Annotated in this window: 13 protein-coding genes; 5 read left to right on the forward strand and 8 right to left on the reverse strand. The window is 46.3% G+C overall.

What is annotated here, in order from left to right; all coding sequences use genetic code 11:
- Window positions 1-7 precede the first annotated feature (7 nt).
- The 5 genes from ABDK00_RS05245 to ABDK00_RS05265 all read right to left on the reverse strand — a co-directional run bounded on the left by ABDK00_RS05245 (window position 8) and on the right by ABDK00_RS05265 (window position 9684).
- Window positions 8-1438, reverse strand: a complete 1431-nt coding sequence (locus ABDK00_RS05245) for a glycoside hydrolase family 28 protein (protein ID WP_346238823.1) — start codon at window positions 1436-1438, stop codon at window positions 8-10.
- A 2-nt stretch (window positions 1439-1440) separates the two neighbouring features.
- Complete coding sequence (locus ABDK00_RS05250; protein ID WP_346238824.1) at window positions 1441-2673, reverse strand: oligogalacturonate lyase family protein; 1233 nt, start codon at window positions 2671-2673, stop codon at window positions 1441-1443.
- Between the two features lie 11 nt (window positions 2674-2684).
- Complete coding sequence (locus ABDK00_RS05255; protein WP_346238825.1) at window positions 2685-4181, reverse strand: RagB/SusD family nutrient uptake outer membrane protein; 1497 nt, start codon at window positions 4179-4181, stop codon at window positions 2685-2687.
- Between the two features lie 29 nt (window positions 4182-4210).
- Window positions 4211-7378, reverse strand: a complete 3168-nt coding sequence (locus tag ABDK00_RS05260) for a TonB-dependent receptor (protein WP_346238827.1) — start codon at window positions 7376-7378, stop codon at window positions 4211-4213.
- A gap of 167 nt (window positions 7379-7545) precedes the next feature.
- On the reverse strand, window positions 7546-9684 hold the full coding sequence (locus tag ABDK00_RS05265; RefSeq protein WP_346238828.1) for a hypothetical protein: 2139 nt from the start codon (window positions 9682-9684) through the stop codon (window positions 7546-7548).
- Window positions 9685-9850: 166 nt separating this feature from the next.
- Here ABDK00_RS05265 and ABDK00_RS05270 point away from each other — a divergent pair, with 166 nt between their 5' ends.
- Complete coding sequence (locus ABDK00_RS05270; RefSeq protein ID WP_346238829.1) at window positions 9851-10978, forward strand: glycoside hydrolase family 88 protein; 1128 nt, start codon at window positions 9851-9853, stop codon at window positions 10976-10978.
- A 23-nt stretch (window positions 10979-11001) separates the two neighbouring features.
- Here the strand turns inward: ABDK00_RS05270 and ABDK00_RS05275 are convergent, their stop codons facing one another.
- Genes ABDK00_RS05275 through ABDK00_RS05285 form a run of 3 tightly spaced genes read right to left on the reverse strand, consistent with a single transcriptional unit; the run spans window position 11002 to window position 12586 of the window.
- Window positions 11002-11211, reverse strand: a complete 210-nt coding sequence (locus tag ABDK00_RS05275; protein WP_346238830.1) for a DUF2945 domain-containing protein — start codon at window positions 11209-11211, stop codon at window positions 11002-11004.
- Window positions 11212-11236: 25 nt separating this feature from the next.
- The gene (locus ABDK00_RS05280) at window positions 11237-11767 is read right to left on the reverse strand and encodes a DUF488 domain-containing protein (RefSeq protein ID WP_346238831.1); all 531 of its coding nucleotides are present in this window, start codon (window positions 11765-11767) and stop codon (window positions 11237-11239) included.
- Between the two features lie 27 nt (window positions 11768-11794).
- On the reverse strand, window positions 11795-12586 hold the full coding sequence (locus ABDK00_RS05285) for an META domain-containing protein (RefSeq protein WP_346238832.1): 792 nt from the start codon (window positions 12584-12586) through the stop codon (window positions 11795-11797).
- A gap of 260 nt (window positions 12587-12846) precedes the next feature.
- On the opposite strand from ABDK00_RS05285, the gene ABDK00_RS05290 reads away from it, so the two are divergent.
- From ABDK00_RS05290 to ABDK00_RS05305, 4 genes are all read left to right on the forward strand, one after another.
- A complete protein-coding gene (locus tag ABDK00_RS05290; protein WP_346238833.1) occupies window positions 12847-15711 on the forward strand; it encodes a DEAD/DEAH box helicase in 2865 nt (954 codons plus the stop codon).
- A 210-nt stretch (window positions 15712-15921) separates the two neighbouring features.
- Window positions 15922-17802, forward strand: a complete 1881-nt coding sequence (locus ABDK00_RS05295) for a sulfatase (RefSeq protein WP_346238834.1) — start codon at window positions 15922-15924, stop codon at window positions 17800-17802.
- 88 nt (window positions 17803-17890) lie between these two features.
- Window positions 17891-19033, forward strand: a complete 1143-nt coding sequence (locus ABDK00_RS05300) for a family 43 glycosylhydrolase (protein WP_346238835.1) — start codon at window positions 17891-17893, stop codon at window positions 19031-19033.
- 17 nt (window positions 19034-19050) lie between these two features.
- The gene (locus tag ABDK00_RS05305; RefSeq protein WP_346238836.1) at window positions 19051-20457 is read left to right on the forward strand and encodes a sulfatase; all 1407 of its coding nucleotides are present in this window, start codon (window positions 19051-19053) and stop codon (window positions 20455-20457) included.
- Window position 20458: the final 1 nt, after the last annotated feature.

The following is a 20458-nucleotide window of genomic DNA, read 5'->3' on the forward strand; positions in this document are numbered from 1 at the left end:
GTAAAGTTTATATGCCAGGCCCCAGTTGCATGTTCCTTACGTTTTTTACTTCCAGCTTCTTCCCGTCTTTTCCTTCAATGGCTACATTGGTAAACTTCCATCCGTCGGCATTAGAAATAGTGCCAGCCGTCGATCCGCTTATTTTAATATTTGTAAAATTGAAATTTTTGGCCGGCGACTGAGCAAGCCCGTTACAAAAAATAATATGGTTAGTAATGCCCGTGGCTTCAATATCTGAAACGTATATATTTCTGAAAACAGGAATGCCTTTCGAAGGTGGATCTACTCTTTGCAACAAGGTTTTCCAGTGGCTTGGGATGGAATCATAGTCATAGCCGTCAGGCAGTATCGCATTGCTATACGCGGGATTCCAGTCCATCGTAAAATGAAAAGCATTGCGCACACTGTCCATCTTGATGCGCTGTAAATAAATGTTTTCAACGGTGCCGCCGCGTGTTGTGGTGGATTTGATATGAAACCCCTGCCCGGTTTTAATGGCTTGCAAGTCGTGGGCCAACACGTTTCTGATGCCGCCCGAGGTCTCGCTTCCCAATGTTAGTAAGCCCCCGCCTTTGCGCGCAATACAGTGACGGATGACGACGTACTCGGTGGGCTTGTTGACGCGCAGCCCATCCCAGTCGCGCCCGGCCTTCAGGCAGAAGTCATCGTCGTTGCAATCAATATCGCAGTTTTCAATCAACACCCAGGTGGAGGAATCGACATCAATACCGTCGGTGCTGGGCCCATGACCGTCTTCATTATTTCTTATGACAACACCGTCGACGGTTAACCTGGTGGAGTATAAAAGCTGCACCGTCCAGAAGCCGGCATTTTTAAAAGTTATATTTTTCAGCGTAATGTCTGACGCGTTTTGAGTGAGGAAGGTGCGCACCCGCTTGGCATCATAATCGACGATCCATCTCAGGCCCCTGGGTTCGTATGCTTTTCGCATCGCCCAGTATTTATCCCAGCAAAACTTGCCGCGCGCATTTACAGTGCCTTTACCGGTGACAGCCACATTGTGGGCGTCAATGATATTGATAAGCGCTGCCGGCCATTTCATTTCAATGCCGGCGATGCGGGTGTCAATCTCGGGGTAATCGCCCAGGCTTTGCGAACCTAATAGAAGCACGCCTTCATCTATTTTTAAATGCACATTAGACCGGAGAAAAATAGAGCCTGTTACATAAGTGCCGGGTTTAAAAGCGACAACACCGCCTCCGGCTTTGGCGCAGGCGTCAATGGCTTTCTGTATGGCTTTTGTATTGATAGTGACAGTATCGGACCTGGCGCCAAAACTGTTGACATAAAAGATTTTTTTGCCCGAAGGGAATTGCTTAGCGCCTACCTGTTTTGCCCAGGGAAGGTTAGGCAACTGCGCCCTGCCCGTCCAACTTATAAATATCACCCATAAAAAAAAGATACTTTTTTTGATCATCTTTAATTTTTAAAAGATTTGATTTCAACTGCATAAATATTTTCCTTTCCCTCAAAGTTTGCGCGAAAGATAGCCCACTTTTGATCAGGTGAGATATGAACATTTGGTTCTAACCGGTATTGGTGCGCTTTCATATTTACCAGTTTTTCTGATTTAAAACGGTCGCCCTCGGGCTTGAAATAATAAATCCACTGACCGTCGGGCGCTTTAGCTACTGACCCGGGAGTCCCGCCATCACCTATGAAAAAGCTATCGTCTGCAGCGCTGTTGTAATGCACCGACCACTCGTTTCGCTGCAGCTTGTATTTTCTGAATGCCCCCGTTGCCACTTCCACGCCCGCCACGAAAAAATTGCTGCCGCGTGGTTGTTGCAGATCAAACCAGATAAACCGGCCGTCTTTACTAAACCATTCATGCCCGGCGATTTCCATTGGCATGGACCGCTTGTGAATTAGTTTTATTTCTTTAGTCATAACATCGATCGTCCAGATACGGTCTACCTTATGCCAGGGGCCTTCGTGGCAAAACATGAGCAGCGAAGGATTAGTAGGAGAAAACTGTATATGATTGAGCCAGGCGCTGTCGGTGAATATTTTGTTGATGGTGCCGGTTTTAATATCCAGTGTAAATAAAGTACGTGGCAGCCGGGCCTCATAAATAAGATTGAAATAACTGCTTTTGTTGGGGTTGTTTTTAAAGATTTCTTTTTCTGCGTCGCTGGATTTTGCACCTGCCAGCAGGCTGCCGTCGGCATTTATCGTTGTGATGCTGGCTTTAAAATCATCGGGAAATACAAAAACCAATTTTGTTTTTTTTGTAGACAGATCAACCGAATATACACTGTCCTTCACCTGGTAAAAGGCTTTATTGAGGGTAGCAGCAACAATTTCCCCCTGCATGGCGGTAGCCTCGTTGGTAAGCCTTTCGGATGCCAACGTATTTAAATCAATCATATACAATTGACGATCTGCCGCGTTGCTGTTGTAGGTTTCCTGCTTGGCTGCGGCAGCTATCGTTTTTTCTGTGCTGTAATACACCATTTTATTTCCAACGAAAGGATTGTTGTGAAAATAAAAACTAAGATTGCTGCGGTCGTTGTTCGTTAGCCGCACGACTTTGTGATGCGTGTCGGCGTCTATCCATGTCTGTGGCATATTTCGTCCCGTCACCCTCACTTGCTGCGCATGAGCCATTATCGAGAGGAAAATTATCATTAGTAAAATGCTTCTTTTCATTTGACTTTTTTTTAATAGCCATCATTCTGGGGATAAAGGCCAGGCGCGGCGTCCAACTCCGGCTGTGGCACCGGATAAATGATGTAATTTTTATTAAACGACAACATCTGCCCTTGCACATCTTCGGCAGTAATCCATGTCGGTATAAGCTGGTCTATTTTTCCCTGCCTGATCAGATCGTACCAACGCGACCCTTCGCCCACAAATTCTTTTCTTCGTTCTTCAAAAAGGCGATCGAGCGTAACGCCCGAGATCGGCGTTAGGCCTGCGCGGTTTCTGACCTGGTTTACGATCCCATCTACCTCTGCCGGCGTGCCGGGCGCACCACGAAGTATACATTCTGCTTTTAGCAAGAGTATATCGGTGTATCGAAGCGCAATAAAGTTGATTGGCCAGTCGACCCTGTTGGCGGGCGTTTTGCTGACATCAATATATTTTTTTACGAACGAACGCGTTTCGGCCACGCCGTTGAAAACATATCCGCTTTGAATGCTAAAGCCCTTGCGTGTGTCGGTGGCTTCAAAACTATTAAGCAGATTGTTTGAAACAGGCCTTATCATTAAGCCGCCCTGTGTGGGCTTTCCCTGCGACTGGAACCAGGTGTCGGGAGCAAGCAACCAGGGGAAAGTTGCGCCCAGCACAGGATTGAAGCCCGTCGCATACTGTACGTCGAAAATAACTTCGCTGTTGTTTTCGTTGGTATAAGAAAAAATATTCGGGAAGGAAGCAGAGAAAGTGTACAAGCCGCTGGAAATAATTTCATTCAGCAGGGTGAGTGCCTGAGGGTACTCGTTCAGTCCGAGGCCCGGCCCTTTGATATCATAGGTGGGCGCACTTCGCATCATATAAACCAATGCTAAAATTCCTTTTGCTGCAAATTTAGTCGCCCGTCCTCTATCTGCTGCGGCGTAGGTGTTGGGTAAATTGTCGGCAGCAAATTGCAGGTCGCGTAAAATAAGGCCATATACTTCGCTAACTTCGGCCCGTTGCAATTGACGGGCTTCATCGGGTGATACGGCTTTTTCTGTTACCGGTACACGGCCAAATATTTTCACGAGGTCAAAGTAGTAAAAGGCCCGCAAAAACCGGGCTTCGCCTTCATAACGGCTGCGCAAGGCTTCATCAGTAATGACACCGCCCCGATCCTGTAAGGCCAGTAAAAATTCGTTAGCGCGATAAATGCCGACAAAATTGGTATTCCAAGCTTCAATGACGTAGGGGTTGCTGGCAATAGTTTTATGGAAACTGTTAATACCCTCCCAATCCCTTACGCCGCCATCCGACACGGCATACAAATTATCTGATCTGGTTTCAGATAAATTTAAAATGCGGTCAGGATAGGTACGCAACGAATTATAAACAGCGTTCAGGCCCTGCGCGAAATCGGCCGGCTGGACATAAAAATTTTGAGTTGTTAAATTTGAAATCGGTTGCTGGTTCAGGTCTTTTGCGCAGCCTGCTGCAATGATCGTTCCCAGTATAACGGTGGCGTATATATATAATTTCATCTGTTTGTATTTTCTGTTTTTGAATAGCATTAAAAACTGAAGTTGACTCCGAATACCAAAGACCGCGGAAGGGGAAGCCCTCCGTAGTCGCCAGCTTCCGGATAGTTGTCGTCGCCGCTGAGATTGGTGTTATTAGCTTCCGGGTTCAGGCCGCCTTTATATTTATCGTATCCCCAAAAATTTTCTGCAGTAACAAAGAGGCGCGCGCCCCGCACCACGGAATTATTTCGGAAGGCATTACCCAGGTTATAGCCGAGCGTAACGTTTCTCACTCTGATATAGTCTGATGAATAGAGCCAATCGGTATTTTTGATACGCCCGAAAGTAGAGTAGGCTTTGCCCACGACGCCGTCGCCAGGGTCATCGGCCGAACGCCAGCGGTCTCTGTAAAAGCCAAGCGCATTGTCGGTAAAGCCTTGACCGGTTCTGCCCAAAGCTCTGCCCAGCAATGAATAAATCGACCCGCCATGTTGCCCCTGAACCAATACCGAAAGATCAAAATCTTTGTATTTAAAAGTATTGGTCATGCCCCACATAAAATTGGGGTTAGGATGACCCACGATTTGGCGGTCGTTCGCATCAATTACACCATCATCGTTGAAGTCTACATATTTTGGATCGCCTTCTACCTGCGATCCATATCTTGCTGCGCCGTTGGCAATATCGGCAGCGGTCAGAATCCCATCCTGCTTTACCACATAAATACTATAAAGCGGCTCGCCCACGCGTAGAATGGCGTGCGAAATATCGAAAGAAGAAGGGATGAGCAATTGCTCCTGGCCGCCGGGCAACGAAATCAGTTCATTCCTGTTCAAAGTCAGGTTAATATTGCTATTCCACTGAAAGGCGGATCCGACAACATTTCTGGTGTTGAGATCAAATTCCCAACCGGTGTTTTTCACTTCGCCAGCGTTGGCCAATACCTGCCCCGACCCCGTCACTGCTAACACAGGAACGTAGAAAAGGAGGTCTCTTGTTTTTTTATTATAATATTCTGCCGAAAGACTAATGCGATTGTGAAGGATTGATAAATCAATACCGATATTTACCATCTCCGATTTTTCCCAACCCAAATCGGGGTTGGTGATGCCGGAAGGAGCGAACCCTGTCACCTGGGTGCCGTTGAAAGTGTAGCCGTAATTGCCAAGAGTTGCGATGCTTCCGTAATCGGGAATATTGTAGTTGCCGGATGTACCGTAGCTGGCGCGCAATTTCAAATCGTTAACCACGGTGACAGCCGACATGAAATTTTCGCCGCTGATGCGCCATCCCGCAGAAAAGGAAGGAAATACGCCCCATTTGGTATTGGCTCCAAATCTCGAAGAACCGTCTCTTCTGATGCTGGCTGACAATAGATATTTGTTGTCGTATCCATATTGAAGGCGGGCGAGGTAGGAGAGCAAAATATTCATTGATTCGGTAGTGGAGCCGGTTACTGCGACCGCGTCATTAAGCGTGGTGATAGAGCTTGATCTGAATCCGCCCTGCGAAGACATATTCGAATTTTCAAACTTATCGGAGTTGTAGGTAAAACCACCTACAAAGGAAACATCATGAATGCTGTTAAAAACTTTGTTATACGAGATAGTGTTTTCGTTGACGAAGGTTCTTTTGCGGATCGTGTTGTAAGATCCGGAAGTTAACGCCGAAAGCTGCGCCAACCGGGTGGGAAGGCTGCTTGAAAGGATATAGGGACGATAGCTTTTGGCGGTAATATCGGTATTATCCAAATTCACAGTCGTTCTAAGATTCAGCCCGGGGATGATGGAATAATCTGCATAAACAGTGCTCAACGTCCTGAACCGTCGGGTTTCTCCGATTGAATATTGAAGTTTTGCATAAGGGCTATTGGTGGATACGCTCCAGCGATACTGCCCATTTAAGCCGGTGTTCGCATAAAGACCCATCGTGTCTTCCTGCACTGGTGTGAAGCTCAATGCCTGGTGGAGTATGTTGTCTTTTCCTTCTACACCCGGATCATTATTGATGCTATAAGTGGGACTGATGTTGACGCCAAATTTTAATTTTTTGATGGCGGTTACTTCCACATTGGCACGTGCTGAATAGCTGGTGTAATCCGTAAATTTCACCATTCCTTCCTGTCGGTTATAATTGCCCGATATAAAGTATTTCACATTTTCGGTGCCGCCGCTTGCTGATAGCTGATGGTTTTGTGTCAAACCTTTTCTAAAAATTTCATCTTGCATGCTATATAACGCCAAGCCGGGATGGCCTGCCTGAAACCAGCGGTCGTCCGTCATCAGGCTTGTATTTACCTGGCCTGCAGACAAGCCCAGAATTTGTCTTCTTTCTTCGTTGGTTTGGCTGGCGGAACGGTTGGCTCCTGAAGCGACCCATTGCGCGTTGATCATTTCCGTTGCGCGGTCAATCCATTCCTCCGAGTTGAGCATGTCCAAACCGCGGCTTCTCTCCATGTAACCTACAACGCTATTAATGCTAATAGTCGGCTTTCCTGTTTTCCCTTTTTTTGTGGTAATCAGGACAACGCCGTTGCCCGCGCGGGATCCATAAATGGCGGCAGAGGCAGCATCTTTCAAAACCTGGATGGATTCAATGTCATTAGGGTTGATATTGTCCAGCGGATTACCGCTGGCATAGTTGCCGGAAGCATTAGGAGCGGCGGGTGTTAATGGAAATCCATCAATAACATACAATGGTTCATTTCCCGCCGAGATAGAACTCGTGCCGCGCACCTGAACGCTCAGGCCCTTGCCTAAAGCGCCTGTTGTCTGTCTTACCCGAACGCCGGACAATTGTCCTACCAGCGCCTGGTCCACACGTTGAACGGGGCGCTCTTCAAAGTTGGCATTAAGCGTGCTGACCGCTCCGGTTACATTTCGTTTTTTTTGCGTACCATACCCGATTACCACCACTTCGCTCATCTGTTCCTGCGTGGGCGTTAAAACGATGTTCATGGCTTCTGCCGTAGCTTTGACAGTTTTAGCCTGATAATTGACATGGGTAATAGTTAACTCGGCGGAGGCGAGATCTTCGGTGGTCAGCAAAAATTTTCCGTTAGCATCAGAGGTCGTACTTTGCCCTGTATTGAGCGTAACAGTAGCGCCACTGACCGCCATGTTTTTATCGTCGGTAATAGTTCCGCTGATCGGGGTTGATTGTGCTGTTGCTGTGATGCTGGCGCATAATAGCAGCATCAGGATGGGGATTGATTTCATATGAAGCCAGATTATTTTCGTGTTTAATAAATCGCTGCGGCAGGCCGGCAACTCAAATGGCATTAACAAAAACTAAGGTAGACCTAATATTCACAGATGCGTCCTGCGCCATCCTGCTGTTCAGGTGTTTGCGACAACGAAACTGCTGATATTGAATGGATAAAAAACTAAGGCATTTTTTGAAGCCCTTCTACTTTTACCTTCCATTTACCATTTTTCGGTATGCCGGGTAATGTTTGAGCGGCCTGATCATAGCCCGCGCACATCATGGCAACAGCAGCCAATAAACCGCCGTTGCCCGGCAAATAAATAGTTAACCTGCCTTCCTGATAATTATGTCCGTTTGGCAGATAGGTGTTGGTTTGAATGTCCATCAGGAGCGCCTGCACGGCTCTCTCTGGATCGCCAAGACGGGTCGCCGTCATTGCTGTCATTGGAAAGTCCCAACCCCAGGTGTCATGCCAGCTCCAGTTGTTCCAGATCCAGTTAAAAGTTTGCTGCATCAGGTTTTTATTGAGCATGGGTGTTTGCGGCAGCATGCCCAAAGCGCCAAAAACAGAAGGGTGATCTGTCTTGTATTCAGGGTTGGTGTAGGAGTCAGTTGCGCTTTCGGCAAACAAATATTTTCCATCCTGAACCGGCAGCGGGGACAGCTTATGGATGACGTCGTCCCATTTGGCATTTCTTTGCAGGCCCAGCCGCTCGCGCCATTGTTGCGCCACATTGAGCGCCCAGTGCCAATAGACGAGTTCATAGGTAGGGTTGTAAGTGTCTTCCGCTTTGAAGCGTTCCTGGGCAGGTATCAGCCCTTTTCCCAAAACATATCTTTGGCTGGCTGTGTCAAATCGGGCGAAGGACGCCATAAAGTCGGCCGTTGCAAAAACAAGATCCTTATACTTGTTAAGCATTTTTTTATCCTTTTGCGCGCGATAAAGCAATTCAGAAAAATAGATGAAATGCGGTTGCTGCCAAATGAGGAAAGCGCCAATAGAAGATGGCACTTCCCGGCCCTTGTTGTCCGTCATTTTTTGCCAGCGGACGCCATCATAGCCTTGTCGCTGCGCAATGCCTTTCGCCACATCGGCTACATTAAAATACCAATCCACACTTTTTTGAAGCAAATCAGGCCTTCCCCATAATGCAAAATGAATTCCATGCCACCAATGCATTTCAAGATGGGGTTTGCCGTACCAGCTATTGTAGGTAAGGCCTGTTTCCTGGGGTGGGTAGTTATCGGCGCATTGTATGCGTGTTAAGTATTGTGACAAGATAATTCTGCGTTCCAGCTCGAAGGCCCGTTTGTCGGTGCTTCCGGAAAAATCGATAGCCCCGCCGCTGTTCCAGAATTGCGCCCAACCCTGAAGGCTGCTTAACCGGGTGCTTGCAAAAGAGGGCTGTATTTCCCTTGCTTCCGGGGCAAACAAACAGCTGTATTCAAAGCTGTCGGCCCGCGCTGGCGTAAGTATAAAATAATGGGGTTGCTTTTCCTTCAAAACAGCTGTCCCGCTCCATCGGGATTGAAGATAATAATGAGTCGTATCGAGCAAATGTTGAATGGTGGCTTTGCCTGTGGCGCTGCTGACTATTGAAGATTGATGTTGATCGTCGTTGCCCCAGTTGTTGCCTCTGTCTCCCCACTCGCCACTGGGATAGGGCAGCCGTATTCTGATCGCTATTCTTCCCTGTTGAAGCAGCGGCGAAACAATTTTCACAGCGATTGCGTCTTCACTGTGATGACCGTAAGTAGTGACCCTCACAGGGGCCCCTTCCACAGCAAAGGAACTGCTGATTGTCCCCGTCCACATATTGAGTGATTGCTGTATGTGTTTTATGTCTTTTAGCGAAGCTAAAGAGCCATCTTTCTTTTTGATTTCAAAGCCGATGTTGGCGAGGTGCAGCCTGTGTTCATTGATTCGAAAATAGTCTGCTGTTTTCTTATTGATTTCGGGGCCGCTGCCGTTTTGAACGGCGTAGCTAACATCCCGGCCGTTGAGATGATAGGTGCGCAGCGCGTCTTCAAACTTGTAGTTGTTAACGTTAGGGAAAGCGTGCCATCCCCAAGCGCTTTGTGTGCCTAAAGGAACACCGTTGGCGTAGGCATCCGGAAAAGATTGAAGCCCTGTTACATCAACAGTGAAAGCGAAAGAACCGTTGCCCACCGAGAGAGACGCCAGCGTATCGGCCCTGTTGATGTGTACTGTGTGGCGTTGTACTAATTTTTTCCTGTCAATCTTTTGTTGTGAGACCGCCGTCAGCGTTGAAAATAGACACAGCGTAAAAATGGGAAGGCAATTTTTTAAATTCATATTGGCAAACTTTCGATAGCCAACGAATTTAAAATTTACAGTCCGGGTAAACATCCTGCCCCGTCCTGCCCCGGTTTATTAAAATTAGTTTTGTCAGGATGCCACAGGATGGAACTTCTTTCGCAATAGCGTAATATTGACCCTTAACGAAATAAAAATTTTTGCCATGCGACTTTACAGCGTGTTACTATTTTGTCTTTTTATGACGCTTGCTGCAGATAGCAATGCTCAAAAGCTTCCTTCAAAAAAAAATATATTAAAAACACTTCGGCTTACTAATGGGTATTTTATGAATAAATGGCCCGATCCCGGCAAACCCATCTTCACCAATATTGAGCGGCCGAGTAATATCTGGACCCGGGCTGTTTATTATGAAGGATTAATGGCGTTGCATACTATTGACAAGAAAAAGGCTTACTACGATTATGCTGTGTTGTGGGGCGAAAAGCACAACTGGCGTTTGCGTGGCGGTATTTCAACGGAGAATGCGGATAATCAATGTTGTGGGCAAACGTATATCGACCTTTACCTGATCGATAAAAAAGAAGAACGGATCAGGGATATTAAGGCCTGTATGGATCGGGTGGTTGCTAGTGAAAAAATCGATGCCTGGAGCTGGATTGACGCTATTCAGATGGCAATGCCGGTGTTCACCAAGTTGGGGAAACTCTATAACGATAGCCGCTATTTCGAGCAGATGTATGATATGTATGCTTATACAAAAAACAAGCACGGTGACAACGGGCTTTACAACCGTGAAGATCACCTGTGGTGGCGCGATAAAGATTTTGATCCTCCTTATAAAGAACCCAACGGGGAAGATTGTTATTGGAGCAGAGGCAATGGCTGGGTGCTGATGGCGCTTGTAAGAGTGCTGGAAGAATTGCCAAAGTCCGACCCACACTATGCCGAGTATTTGCAGGATTTTAAAGATATGAGCGCCGCTTTGGTGAAAATCCAAAGGCCCGATGGTTTATGGACTGCCAGTCTTCATGATCCCAATCATTATGGTGGTAAGGAAATAACCGGGACGGCCTGTTTTACCTACGGCTTCGCATGGGGAGTGAGAAATGGCTTGCTTGATAAAAAAACTTACTTGCCGGCGCTGACCAAAGCCTGGAATGCGATGGTGAAGGATGCGGTGCATAAAAACGGATTTTTAGGGTATGTGCAGGGCACGGGTAAAGAGCCGAAAGATGGACAGCCTGTTACCTACACCAGTAAGCCCGACTTTGAAGATTACGGCCTGGGATGTTTTTTACTGGCCGGGACTGAAGTTTATAAACTAAAATGAGTTTTTCTTTTTTAAATAGATTTTTACAGTTTAGTGAGTGCGCTGCCTTTATGCGCCGCAATATGCCCCGTTTTGCTGCTTTCGATTTCATATTGAGGCGTAGCTTCAGAAGCATGATGCGTGTAGCCTTTGTAATCAAAATCTTTCGTGTGGACTTTGATGACCGTGCCTGTTACCCTTCCGGCTTCTGAGTTCCAGCTCACTTTGTCTCCTATTTTGAATGCCTGTTTCATAATTGACTTATTTATAAAATGATGCTTAGTCATGGTAGCTGACTTTGTCGCCAACAACGGTAGCAGGAGAGGTGTAGCGGTGTTCCTGTACTTTTCCAATATTCATAATATGCAGCACCTGCCAGCCCTGAGCAGTTAAATAATCTGCGATCATCGAGCGATGGCAGCGCCACCAAAGCGCTTCAGCACACATAATGGCCGTAGCTTTTTTCGCTGCCTGTTTTTTCAGTTGGAGCATCGCCTTTTCAAAGTTGTCCGTTTCCATATAGTCGGCGTAGCCGCGGAAAGACGCATTCAACCAGCGTGTGTTTAGAGAGTTTTTTAAAGCGCGCCGCCTCCCGCCCAGGTCCTTAAAATATTGATAATGGATTTTATGTTCCGGCAGAGACCGTTCTAAATTTTCCTGGTTGAACTGTGGGAATTTATTTGATCCGGGCAACCCGCGAACATCAGCCAGCAATTTTATATCAAAAGAACGGAGCATTTCAATAAACTTTTCGATTGTGTTTGTTGAATGGCCAATGGTATAAACAATATGTTGTTTTGAACGACTCATCCGGTTGTTTTTTATAGCGCCTCTTTGTCAGCTTTTCTTTTGAAGCCGCATCACCGCAATATCTCCAACGATAAGATTGAGCGTCGTTCCTGAAACGCTAAAGCGATTCACACGCTGCAAGGTTTTGAAAAAAGTGCTTTCCCCCTCGCCGGGACAGGCCATCTTAGTGGCCATTGGTAAGCCAAACTGTATGGCGGAACCTTTAATTTTAAACGTAACCCGGAAATTATTGCAGCTGCTGTTCCCCGTGGCTATCGTGTCCGGCAGATTAAATGTAATCACCGGTTTTTTATCAGGATATAACCCGTTAAACGCAATGCGAGGGCCCGAAATGTAATCGGCTTCCCAGGTGCCATTTAATTGTGCCGTTTCCTTAGCAAGATCGACCCATTCAAACCTGGCCAACGGCGCCATCTTAGCTTTGTTTAGCGATAAAATATTGTTGGCAATAGTGTAATTGTCTGCTGCTGCAAAGACTTTTTTGAGTTGATTTTCGATAGTCATGTCATTGCAGGCCATCATAGTTGACATGCCTTGTTTAAATTGGATGCGCCCATGATCTGACAGCTCGTAAGTGCCGCCTAAGCCGTTACATCCGCCAGAAGCTGCATAACGGTTTTCTTCTCCTTCGTTAAATTCAATAAAGGGTTCTTTATTGTTTATTTTACCAGCAACAGGCTGGCCGTAAATTTCGATCAGTTTCCATTTCCTGCCTTTAAGAGAGATGCTTTCCATTGGTTGCCCGGAGGTTGATTTTCTGGCCTCGCCACAAGAGATAAAAATCGCAGCGACGGCAATTAAAGTAAGGATTTTTTTCATCTGTTTGTTTTTTGTTTTTAGCGGTCAGATGGAATTCGCCAAATACTAATTCCGTTTGCGTAGGCAGAATGTTTATGGCTCATTTCATAAATAAAGTTTAAACTCAAAATTACAACTATTGCAATAAACGACGGTTATGACAGGCATCAATGGCTCTCAAAATTGACTTCGACAAATATTTACTGTTAATAAACAGCTAAACCGAAGTCATTTGGAAAAGTGACATTCATCTTTATATTTGCCCGCCAGATTAGTGTAATATGGCAACAGCGCATACAAAAAATTTTTTACTTTTTCAACCGGCCCACCTGTTTTCCAAAAAACCGGTTATCGCTTTAAGACAATTGATAAAAACACCCGAGGGTCTCCAATCAGGAGAGCAGCCGCTGACGCGTGCTGCGCTGCGAAGTTGTTTTAAAGCGCTCGACGAAGAAGCGCAAAAATCGTTGCTTCGTTTTTCTGCCGGCGAGTTGGAAAAGACCATGATCGCGCTGCACCAGGAAGCGCATTATTTAGCGGGTGATAAAGAAAAGCAACAGCTGGTGCAAAATGCGCTTCAAAAAAAATTATATAGTTGGGTGGGCGGGCTCCGTCGTTTGGCTTTCAGCGATTGGTATCACGCCGTTCAGATGGGCGATAAGCGATTTCAAAATATGAAATGCAGTTTTTATCATTACCCGGTAGAGGCAGCATTTGATATCATTAAAACGGATGCGGCGCTTTTCGTTACCATCCATGTTGAGATCGGTAAAGAAAAAATAGACCTGGACAATTTCCGGCGATTTTATTTTTTACTGGAGCGTGATGATTGTTATTACCAGCTATCGCAGAAAAGCCATGAAGCGCTGCACTGGTTTCTGACCAACAGCAAAACGGAGTGGGGCGAGCACGAGTCAAAGGCACTGGCGGCCGATTTTCAGCAGCTCGAACAATGGGAAGTGCGCGTTGACCGGTCGGCGCTTTCGGAAGCATCATCACTATCCATGCTTCCGAAGGTGCAGCTGCTGTTGAGTGAATTAAACAATACCTTTCTAAAACTCGAACCCCAGTTTGTCTATGATGGATTTATCGTCGAAGGTGTTTTTGAGCCGGTAGCTAACGTGCAGATGGGCGACCGTATGGTACGTATTGAACGCAGCGAAGGAAGTGAGCAGGAGCTCGTCGGATTTTTACGATCGCTTCATGAAAAATTTGCGAATCAAAACAACGGATTTTTCTACCTCACTTTTGCCGAGGCACAAAAAAAAGGATGGTTCCTGAAAACATATCATACACTTCTCGAGAAAGATATTGACCTGGTGGGCATCGACCTGCTCAAACATTTCCGCTACTCGCCGCATAAAGCAGAAATAAAGGTAACCCATCAAAAAGAAGAAGGCGATTTTATCATGCTGCAAATGGAGTTGAGCTTTGGGAAGGATAAAGTTACCTTAACCACGTTGCAGAAGGCGCTTTTGAATAATCAAAAAGCCGTGATGTTAAAAGACGGCAGCCTGGGGGTTTTAGGTGAGGACTGGATTCGGAAATACGGTTTACTTATCAAGCACGGAAAAATAAAAGATAACCAGTTGAGGGCGGCAAAATGGCTGATGTTGGGCGATATTACAAGTGCCGAACGGACGGATGAACCATTGCCAAATCAAATCGGCGAAGACTGGATTCAGAAATGGCATCAATGGGAGAAGCGCCAAGCGTCGATCTTCCCGCTGCCTTCCGGCTTGAAAGTGCCTGCGCTTAGATCTTATCAGCAGAGTGGATACGAATGGTTGCGGCTGCTATCTGAAATCGGCGCCAGCGGCTGCCTTGCCGACGACATGGGGCTGGGCAAAACGCTTCAAACCATTAGTTTTATTTTGTACAAAATGGAGCAATATCCGGAAAGTAAACACCTCGTCGTGGCGCCGGCAAGTTTGCTCTACAATTGGTTGAAAGAATTGGAAAAGTTTGCGCCCGGCGCGAAAGCTATTATTTTACATGGCGCTAAAAGAGATACCGCGCAGCTGCTTGAGCAGGGATCTTGTATCGTTATTACAAGCTACGGCACCATGCGGCAGGATTTACCTCTTTTAGAATCTGTTGCTTGGGAAACGATTGTTTTAGATGAAAGCCATCATATCAAAAATCCTGCTGCGCAAACGACGCGCGCCGTGTGGCAGCTTACCGCAAAAACAAAGATTGCCATTAGCGGAACGCCAGTTATGAACAACACCAGCGATCTGCACAGCCAATTGCATTTCCTGATGCCCGGTTTGCTGGGCACGCCCGAATTTTTTAAGAAGGAATATGCCATACCCATTGAACAGCAGGCCAACGAAGAAAAAGCCGCTGCTTTGCAAAGGCTTATTCGACCCTTCGTGCTGCGAAGAACTAAAGAGCAGGTAGCCGCGGATCTTCCCGACCGCACTGAATCGGTACTATGGTGCGAAATGAATGCCGATCAGCGCAGCGCTTATGAAAGCATTAAAGAAGAAGTTCGCGCTAATATTTTCACAGAAATCAAAACAAGCGGCTTGAATAAAGGAAAGCTCAGTGTGCTGGCGGGCCTGACGAAATTAAGACAGGTTTGCAACAGCGGCGAGCTGGTGAAGCACGAAGATATTTTTACCTATGAAAGCGTGAAGACCAAAGTCTTGATCGATGAGTTGAAATGTATCATTCCCGAACACAACGCGCTTGTCTTTAGTCAGTTTACTACGATGCTCGATTTGCTCGAAAGAGATCTGAAGAAAGAAGGCATCGCAACCCTCCGTTTAGACGGCCAAACCGATATTAAAAAAAGGCAGGAACTCGTCAATACCTTTCAGGCCGCCGACGCCACCGCTTCTGTTTTTTTGATCAGCCTGAAAGCGGGCAATACGGGATTAAATCTTACCAAAGCTGATTATGTATTCCTTTTTGATCCCTGGTGGAATACAGCAGTTGAAAATCAGGCCATTGACCGCACGCATCGTATTGGCCAGCGCAACCAGGTTTTTGCGTACCGTATGATTTGCCGCGATAGTATTGAGGAAAAAATTATAAAACTGGCAGGACGCAAGAAGAAGTTGGCAGACGATTTGATTTCCACTGACGAAAATGTGATGAAGGCGCTGACCATCGAAGACATTCAATTTTTATTAGAGTAAAGACCCTTTTTGTTTTGAGGGAAGGGCATGATTGAGACAAATCATCCAAATTTTGAGTAGCCGCTTTTACGCCACTTTAGTAACTTGGCTTCGCCATTTGAAATATTTGGATGGAAAATATTGTTCAGGCCGTCAGCATGTAAAGCGATGCCTGGCTGTTTTCAACGATTGTTTTAAAGGGCTGATTGTTCTCCAATCACGCTTTATATCATGAATAAAATTCAAAACTTTACAAGGTATATCGTCAGGCGTTGCACCATCAGGCGCAGTGTGGCAACAGTTTTTAGTTTATTGCTGGTTTGTATAGCGCATGCGCAAAGCAAACCAAATATTGTGTTATTTATTGCCGATGATCTGAATCAAACAGACCTGGGGTGTTATGGCAATACGGATGTAAAAACGCCTCATCTTGATAAGCTTGCGGGCGAAGGTATGCGGTTTACCAGGGCCTATGCCGCTTCGTCGATGTGTTCTCCTTCGAGAAGTGTTATTTTCACGGGGCTCTATCCTTTTAAAAATGGTTCGCAAATGAATCATTTCACCACGCATGCCGGCATCAAAAGCCTTCCTCATTTTTTAAAGGCGCAGGGCTACCGCGTGGTAATTGCCGGTAAAACGCACGTTACTCCCGAGGAGAATTTTCCTTTTGAACATATCGGTAAGGAGTTTGGTCAATATCAACCCATCGCCAACCGGTTAGACCGAAAAAAGGAAACAGTGCACATGATAGAGGACCATTTCAAAACAAGGCCCGATCAACCCATTTGTTTGATTGTAGCGCCCTGGGTGCCGCATGTACCCTGGTTTCCCAACCGCGATTTTAATCCGCAGCAACTGAAGCTGCCCGATTATTTGGCTGATACCAAAGAAACGAGAAACGCGCTGGCCGCCTACTATCAAAGTATTGGCGAGGCGGATAAAATGTTTGGGACGGTAGTGGCAGCGCTTGACCGGGCGAAAAAATCGGACAACACGGTAGTTATGTTCACTTCTGATCAGGGCGCTCAGTTCCCGTCTGCAAAATGGACGGTTTATGACCGTGGGCTGCGCGTACCGCTCATTATTAAATGGCCGGGTAAAATAGCTGCGGGTACAACTTCCGGGGCTTTAGTGTCGCTGGCTGATTTGACACCAACAATGGTTGATCTGGCAGGCGGCGATGCGATCGAAGGGTTGGATGGTGCGTCGCTGAAAGATGTCTTGACAGGCCGCAAGGCGCAGCATCATTCTTTTGTGTTTGCGGAAACATCGGTTGAGCCACACTACTGGTATAACTATACGCCGGCGCGTTCTGTTATTACGCAATCCGGTTGGCATTATATTAAAAACTATCATCCGGGTTTAAGGTTTATCACCCATATTGATGAGGTGGAGCGCAATGAATTTTATTTTGATTCCTGGGTGAAGGATGCTGCCACCAATGCCCGTACCAAATTTTTACTCGACCGATACAGCTACCGCCCACCGGAAGAATTATTTAATTTGAATACCGATCCGGCTGAGTTCAAAAATCTGGTATCAGAAGCGGCTTTCGCCAATCAACTACAAAGCACCCGCGCATTGCTTGGAAAAGAACTGGCGCGGCAGGGAGAAAGCGAAATTGACATTATTAAAGGTACACTTCCTGTTTTTTATGATAAAAATTACACGATCGATCAGGGAAAGGCGGCGTCGGCCATGTCTTTCAACCGTTCGCTTTGGAATCCCGATACACTCTATATTACAGCCTATCTGACACAAACAGATCGGGGTGGGATCGTGTGCGATTACTTCAATAACTTCCAATTGTCAGCTTTTGACGGGAAGATTAGCTTTCGGCTTCATCAAAACGATATTGCGACGAGCAGGCCGTTGGCGCAAAACGCTGGACATTTATTACTCAAGTTAACCGCACAGGGCGCGCTTTCTATTTATTTTAATCATGAGCTTGTCTTATCAAAAAATATGAATAAGGATCTTACTAAAATCAAAGGTGGCTATGTAACCTGCGGCATGTTAGAAGGGAAAAGCCTTTCGGGTGCACTTCAAACCTACAAAGGCAGTATAGAAGACCTGCGTTTTACGATGAATCAACTGTTGCGTTCGCCTTAATTTAATTAAGTTTTAAACCTTTTGGCCGTGCTTCATTCTAAACCAGGAATTGCTTTCGCGCGTGTCTTCAAAACAATAACAATTAACAATGAAATATATTTCGCTATTTGCATGCTCTTTGGCCTTTAACTGCACAGTCGCAAACGCGCAGCTCAATGCGGATCAGGTTCGTTCATCTTTGCAAGCTCATCAAAGTGCGGTACTCGTGAAAGATGATATTTGGATCCGCGATCCCTATATTACACTGGCTCCCGACGGCTTTTATTACCTGACAGGAACCACGCAGATGCCTACCAAACAATCGGCTGAAAGCGCGAAATATAATGTCGGCTTAGGCGATTCGAGCCAGGTGGGCTGGCAGGTGCGCGTTTGGAAAAGCCCCGATTTGGTGGATTGGAAATACGCAGGCGCTCCTTTCAGTTTGGAAAATGGATATTGGGCACTGCAAAATCAAGATGCGTTTAAAAATACACCCAAGCGCAAATGGCATTTATGGGCGCCCGAGCTGCATTTTATCAATAATAAATGGGTGATGGTGCACACCACGCCGGGCCCGGTAAAACAAGGTTCTAATTTGGCGGTTAGTAGAACGGCGGAACTGAAAGGCCCCTTTGATTTTCCACTGAAAGATTTATCAAAGGGCTTACATGACCCTTCTCTCTTTAAGGATACGGACGGAAAGGTTTATATAATTTGGGGTAATACGCAAATAGCGGAACTGAAGCCGGATATGTCGGGGTTTGTGGCGGCTCCGCAACCGATTCACCCTTCCACCTTGCGCATTATGGGCGATGGTAGCAAGAAAGAAGGTATTGGGCACGAGGGTTGCACGATCTTAAAAATCGGGGGAAAATATGTATTGTTCGGAACGGGGTGGTCAACCAACAAAGGCAGGAAGGGAAGCTACAATTTATATTACACAGTCGCTGATAACATTAAGGGTCCTTACGGCCCGCGTCAATTTGTGGGCCGGTTTCTGGGCCATGGCACGCCGTTTCAGGATAAACAGGGACGCTGGTGGTGCACGGCTTTTTATAATGCAAATGTACCGCCACTTTCAACTGAAGGTATTCAAACAAAAGACCTGCGGGACAACGCCTACACGATCAATAAGCAAGGCGTTACCTTGGTTCCCCTTGATGTAAAAGTGACGCCGGATGGGAAAATTGAAATAAAGGCGCTTGATCCTGACTATGCAAAGCCGGGCCCCGATGAAGTTCAAAAATTTTAATGCTTTAAAATAAAATAATGCGATACCGTTTTTTTAAAATATGCATTAGCGCTTTGCTGTGGACATTGGCAGCAGGGGCGCAACCCTCCGGCCGCCAACCAAATATTTTATTCATCATGGCAGATGATCTGACGATGAGGGACCTCGAACCTTATGGCAGTCAACAGGTGAAAACGCCCAACCTGGCGCGGCTTGCCAAAGAGGGTTTGTGTTTCGACAAAATGTTTAATGTTGTGCCCATCTGTGCACCAACAAGACAAAACCTGCTCACTGGTCTTGGCCCGGTGCGCAACGGCGCCTACCCCAATCATAGCATCATTTATGACGGCATCAAAACGCTGCCTGTTTATTTACAGGCCCTCGGTTATCGCACTGCTTTAATTGGTAAAAAACATTTCGGGCCGGAGGCGGCTTATCCCTTTGATTTTTTAGGAGGAAGAAACCATGATAATGGGAAAGGGCAGGATGTTGATTTGAGCAAAGCTGAATCTTATATACGGGCATCCGGTACCAAACCATTTTTCCTGATGTTTACCAGCAATCAGCCCCACAGTCCGTGGAACAGGGGCGATAGAAGCCAATATGATGCTCAAAACATCAGGCTCGAACCCAATATGATCGACACAAAGATGACGCGGGAAGATATGGTAGATTATTTCGCTGAGATTACTTATCTCGACAGCCTCGTAGGTTATTGTTTGGATATGCTCGAGCGTACCGGTCAGAAAGAAAATACGATTGTCATGTTTGCGTCCGAGCAGGGCAACTCTTTCCCTTTTTCGAAATGGACCTTATATGATCAGGGTTTGCGATCGGGATTTATTGTCCGCTGGCCCGACGTTACTAAATCCGGATCGCGTACCAACGCGATGGTGCAGTACACTGATATTCTTCCCACATTGATCGATATTGCCGGAGGCAACCCTCAAGCTGCAAATACGGGCTCTACTGATGCGCTGGGAGGAACCGGCTTTGACGGGACGAGCTTTAAAGAAGTGCTAAAAGGAAAGCGGGAGAAAATGAGAGATTATGTTTTTGGTGTTAACACCACGCGCGGCATCATCAAAGGCAGCGAAGCGTATGCAATCCGATCGGTGCGCGACAATCAATATTTATTCATCCACAACCTTAACGCTGAAAATAAATTTTCTAACGTAGTCACTTCTTCGGCGTTGTTTAAACAATGGTTAAATAAAAACGAAACAAGGGCTATGCAATATGTAACCCGTCCTGAAGAGGAGTTGTATGATGTGATAAAAGACCCCTGGCAGCTCCACAACCTGGCAGCACAACCGGCCTATAAAAATATCAAACAGAAGCTCAAAGTGCAGCTTGACGCTTTTATGAAGCAGCAGGGTGATAAGGGCATTGCAACAGAAATGCAGGCGTTTAGCCGGCAGCCTCGCAACGAAGAAAACGAATAAT

The organism is Niabella insulisoli, from assembly GCF_039652435.2.
In the GTDB taxonomy this organism is placed as follows: Bacteria; Bacteroidota; Bacteroidia; order Chitinophagales; family Chitinophagaceae; genus Niabella; species Niabella insulamsoli.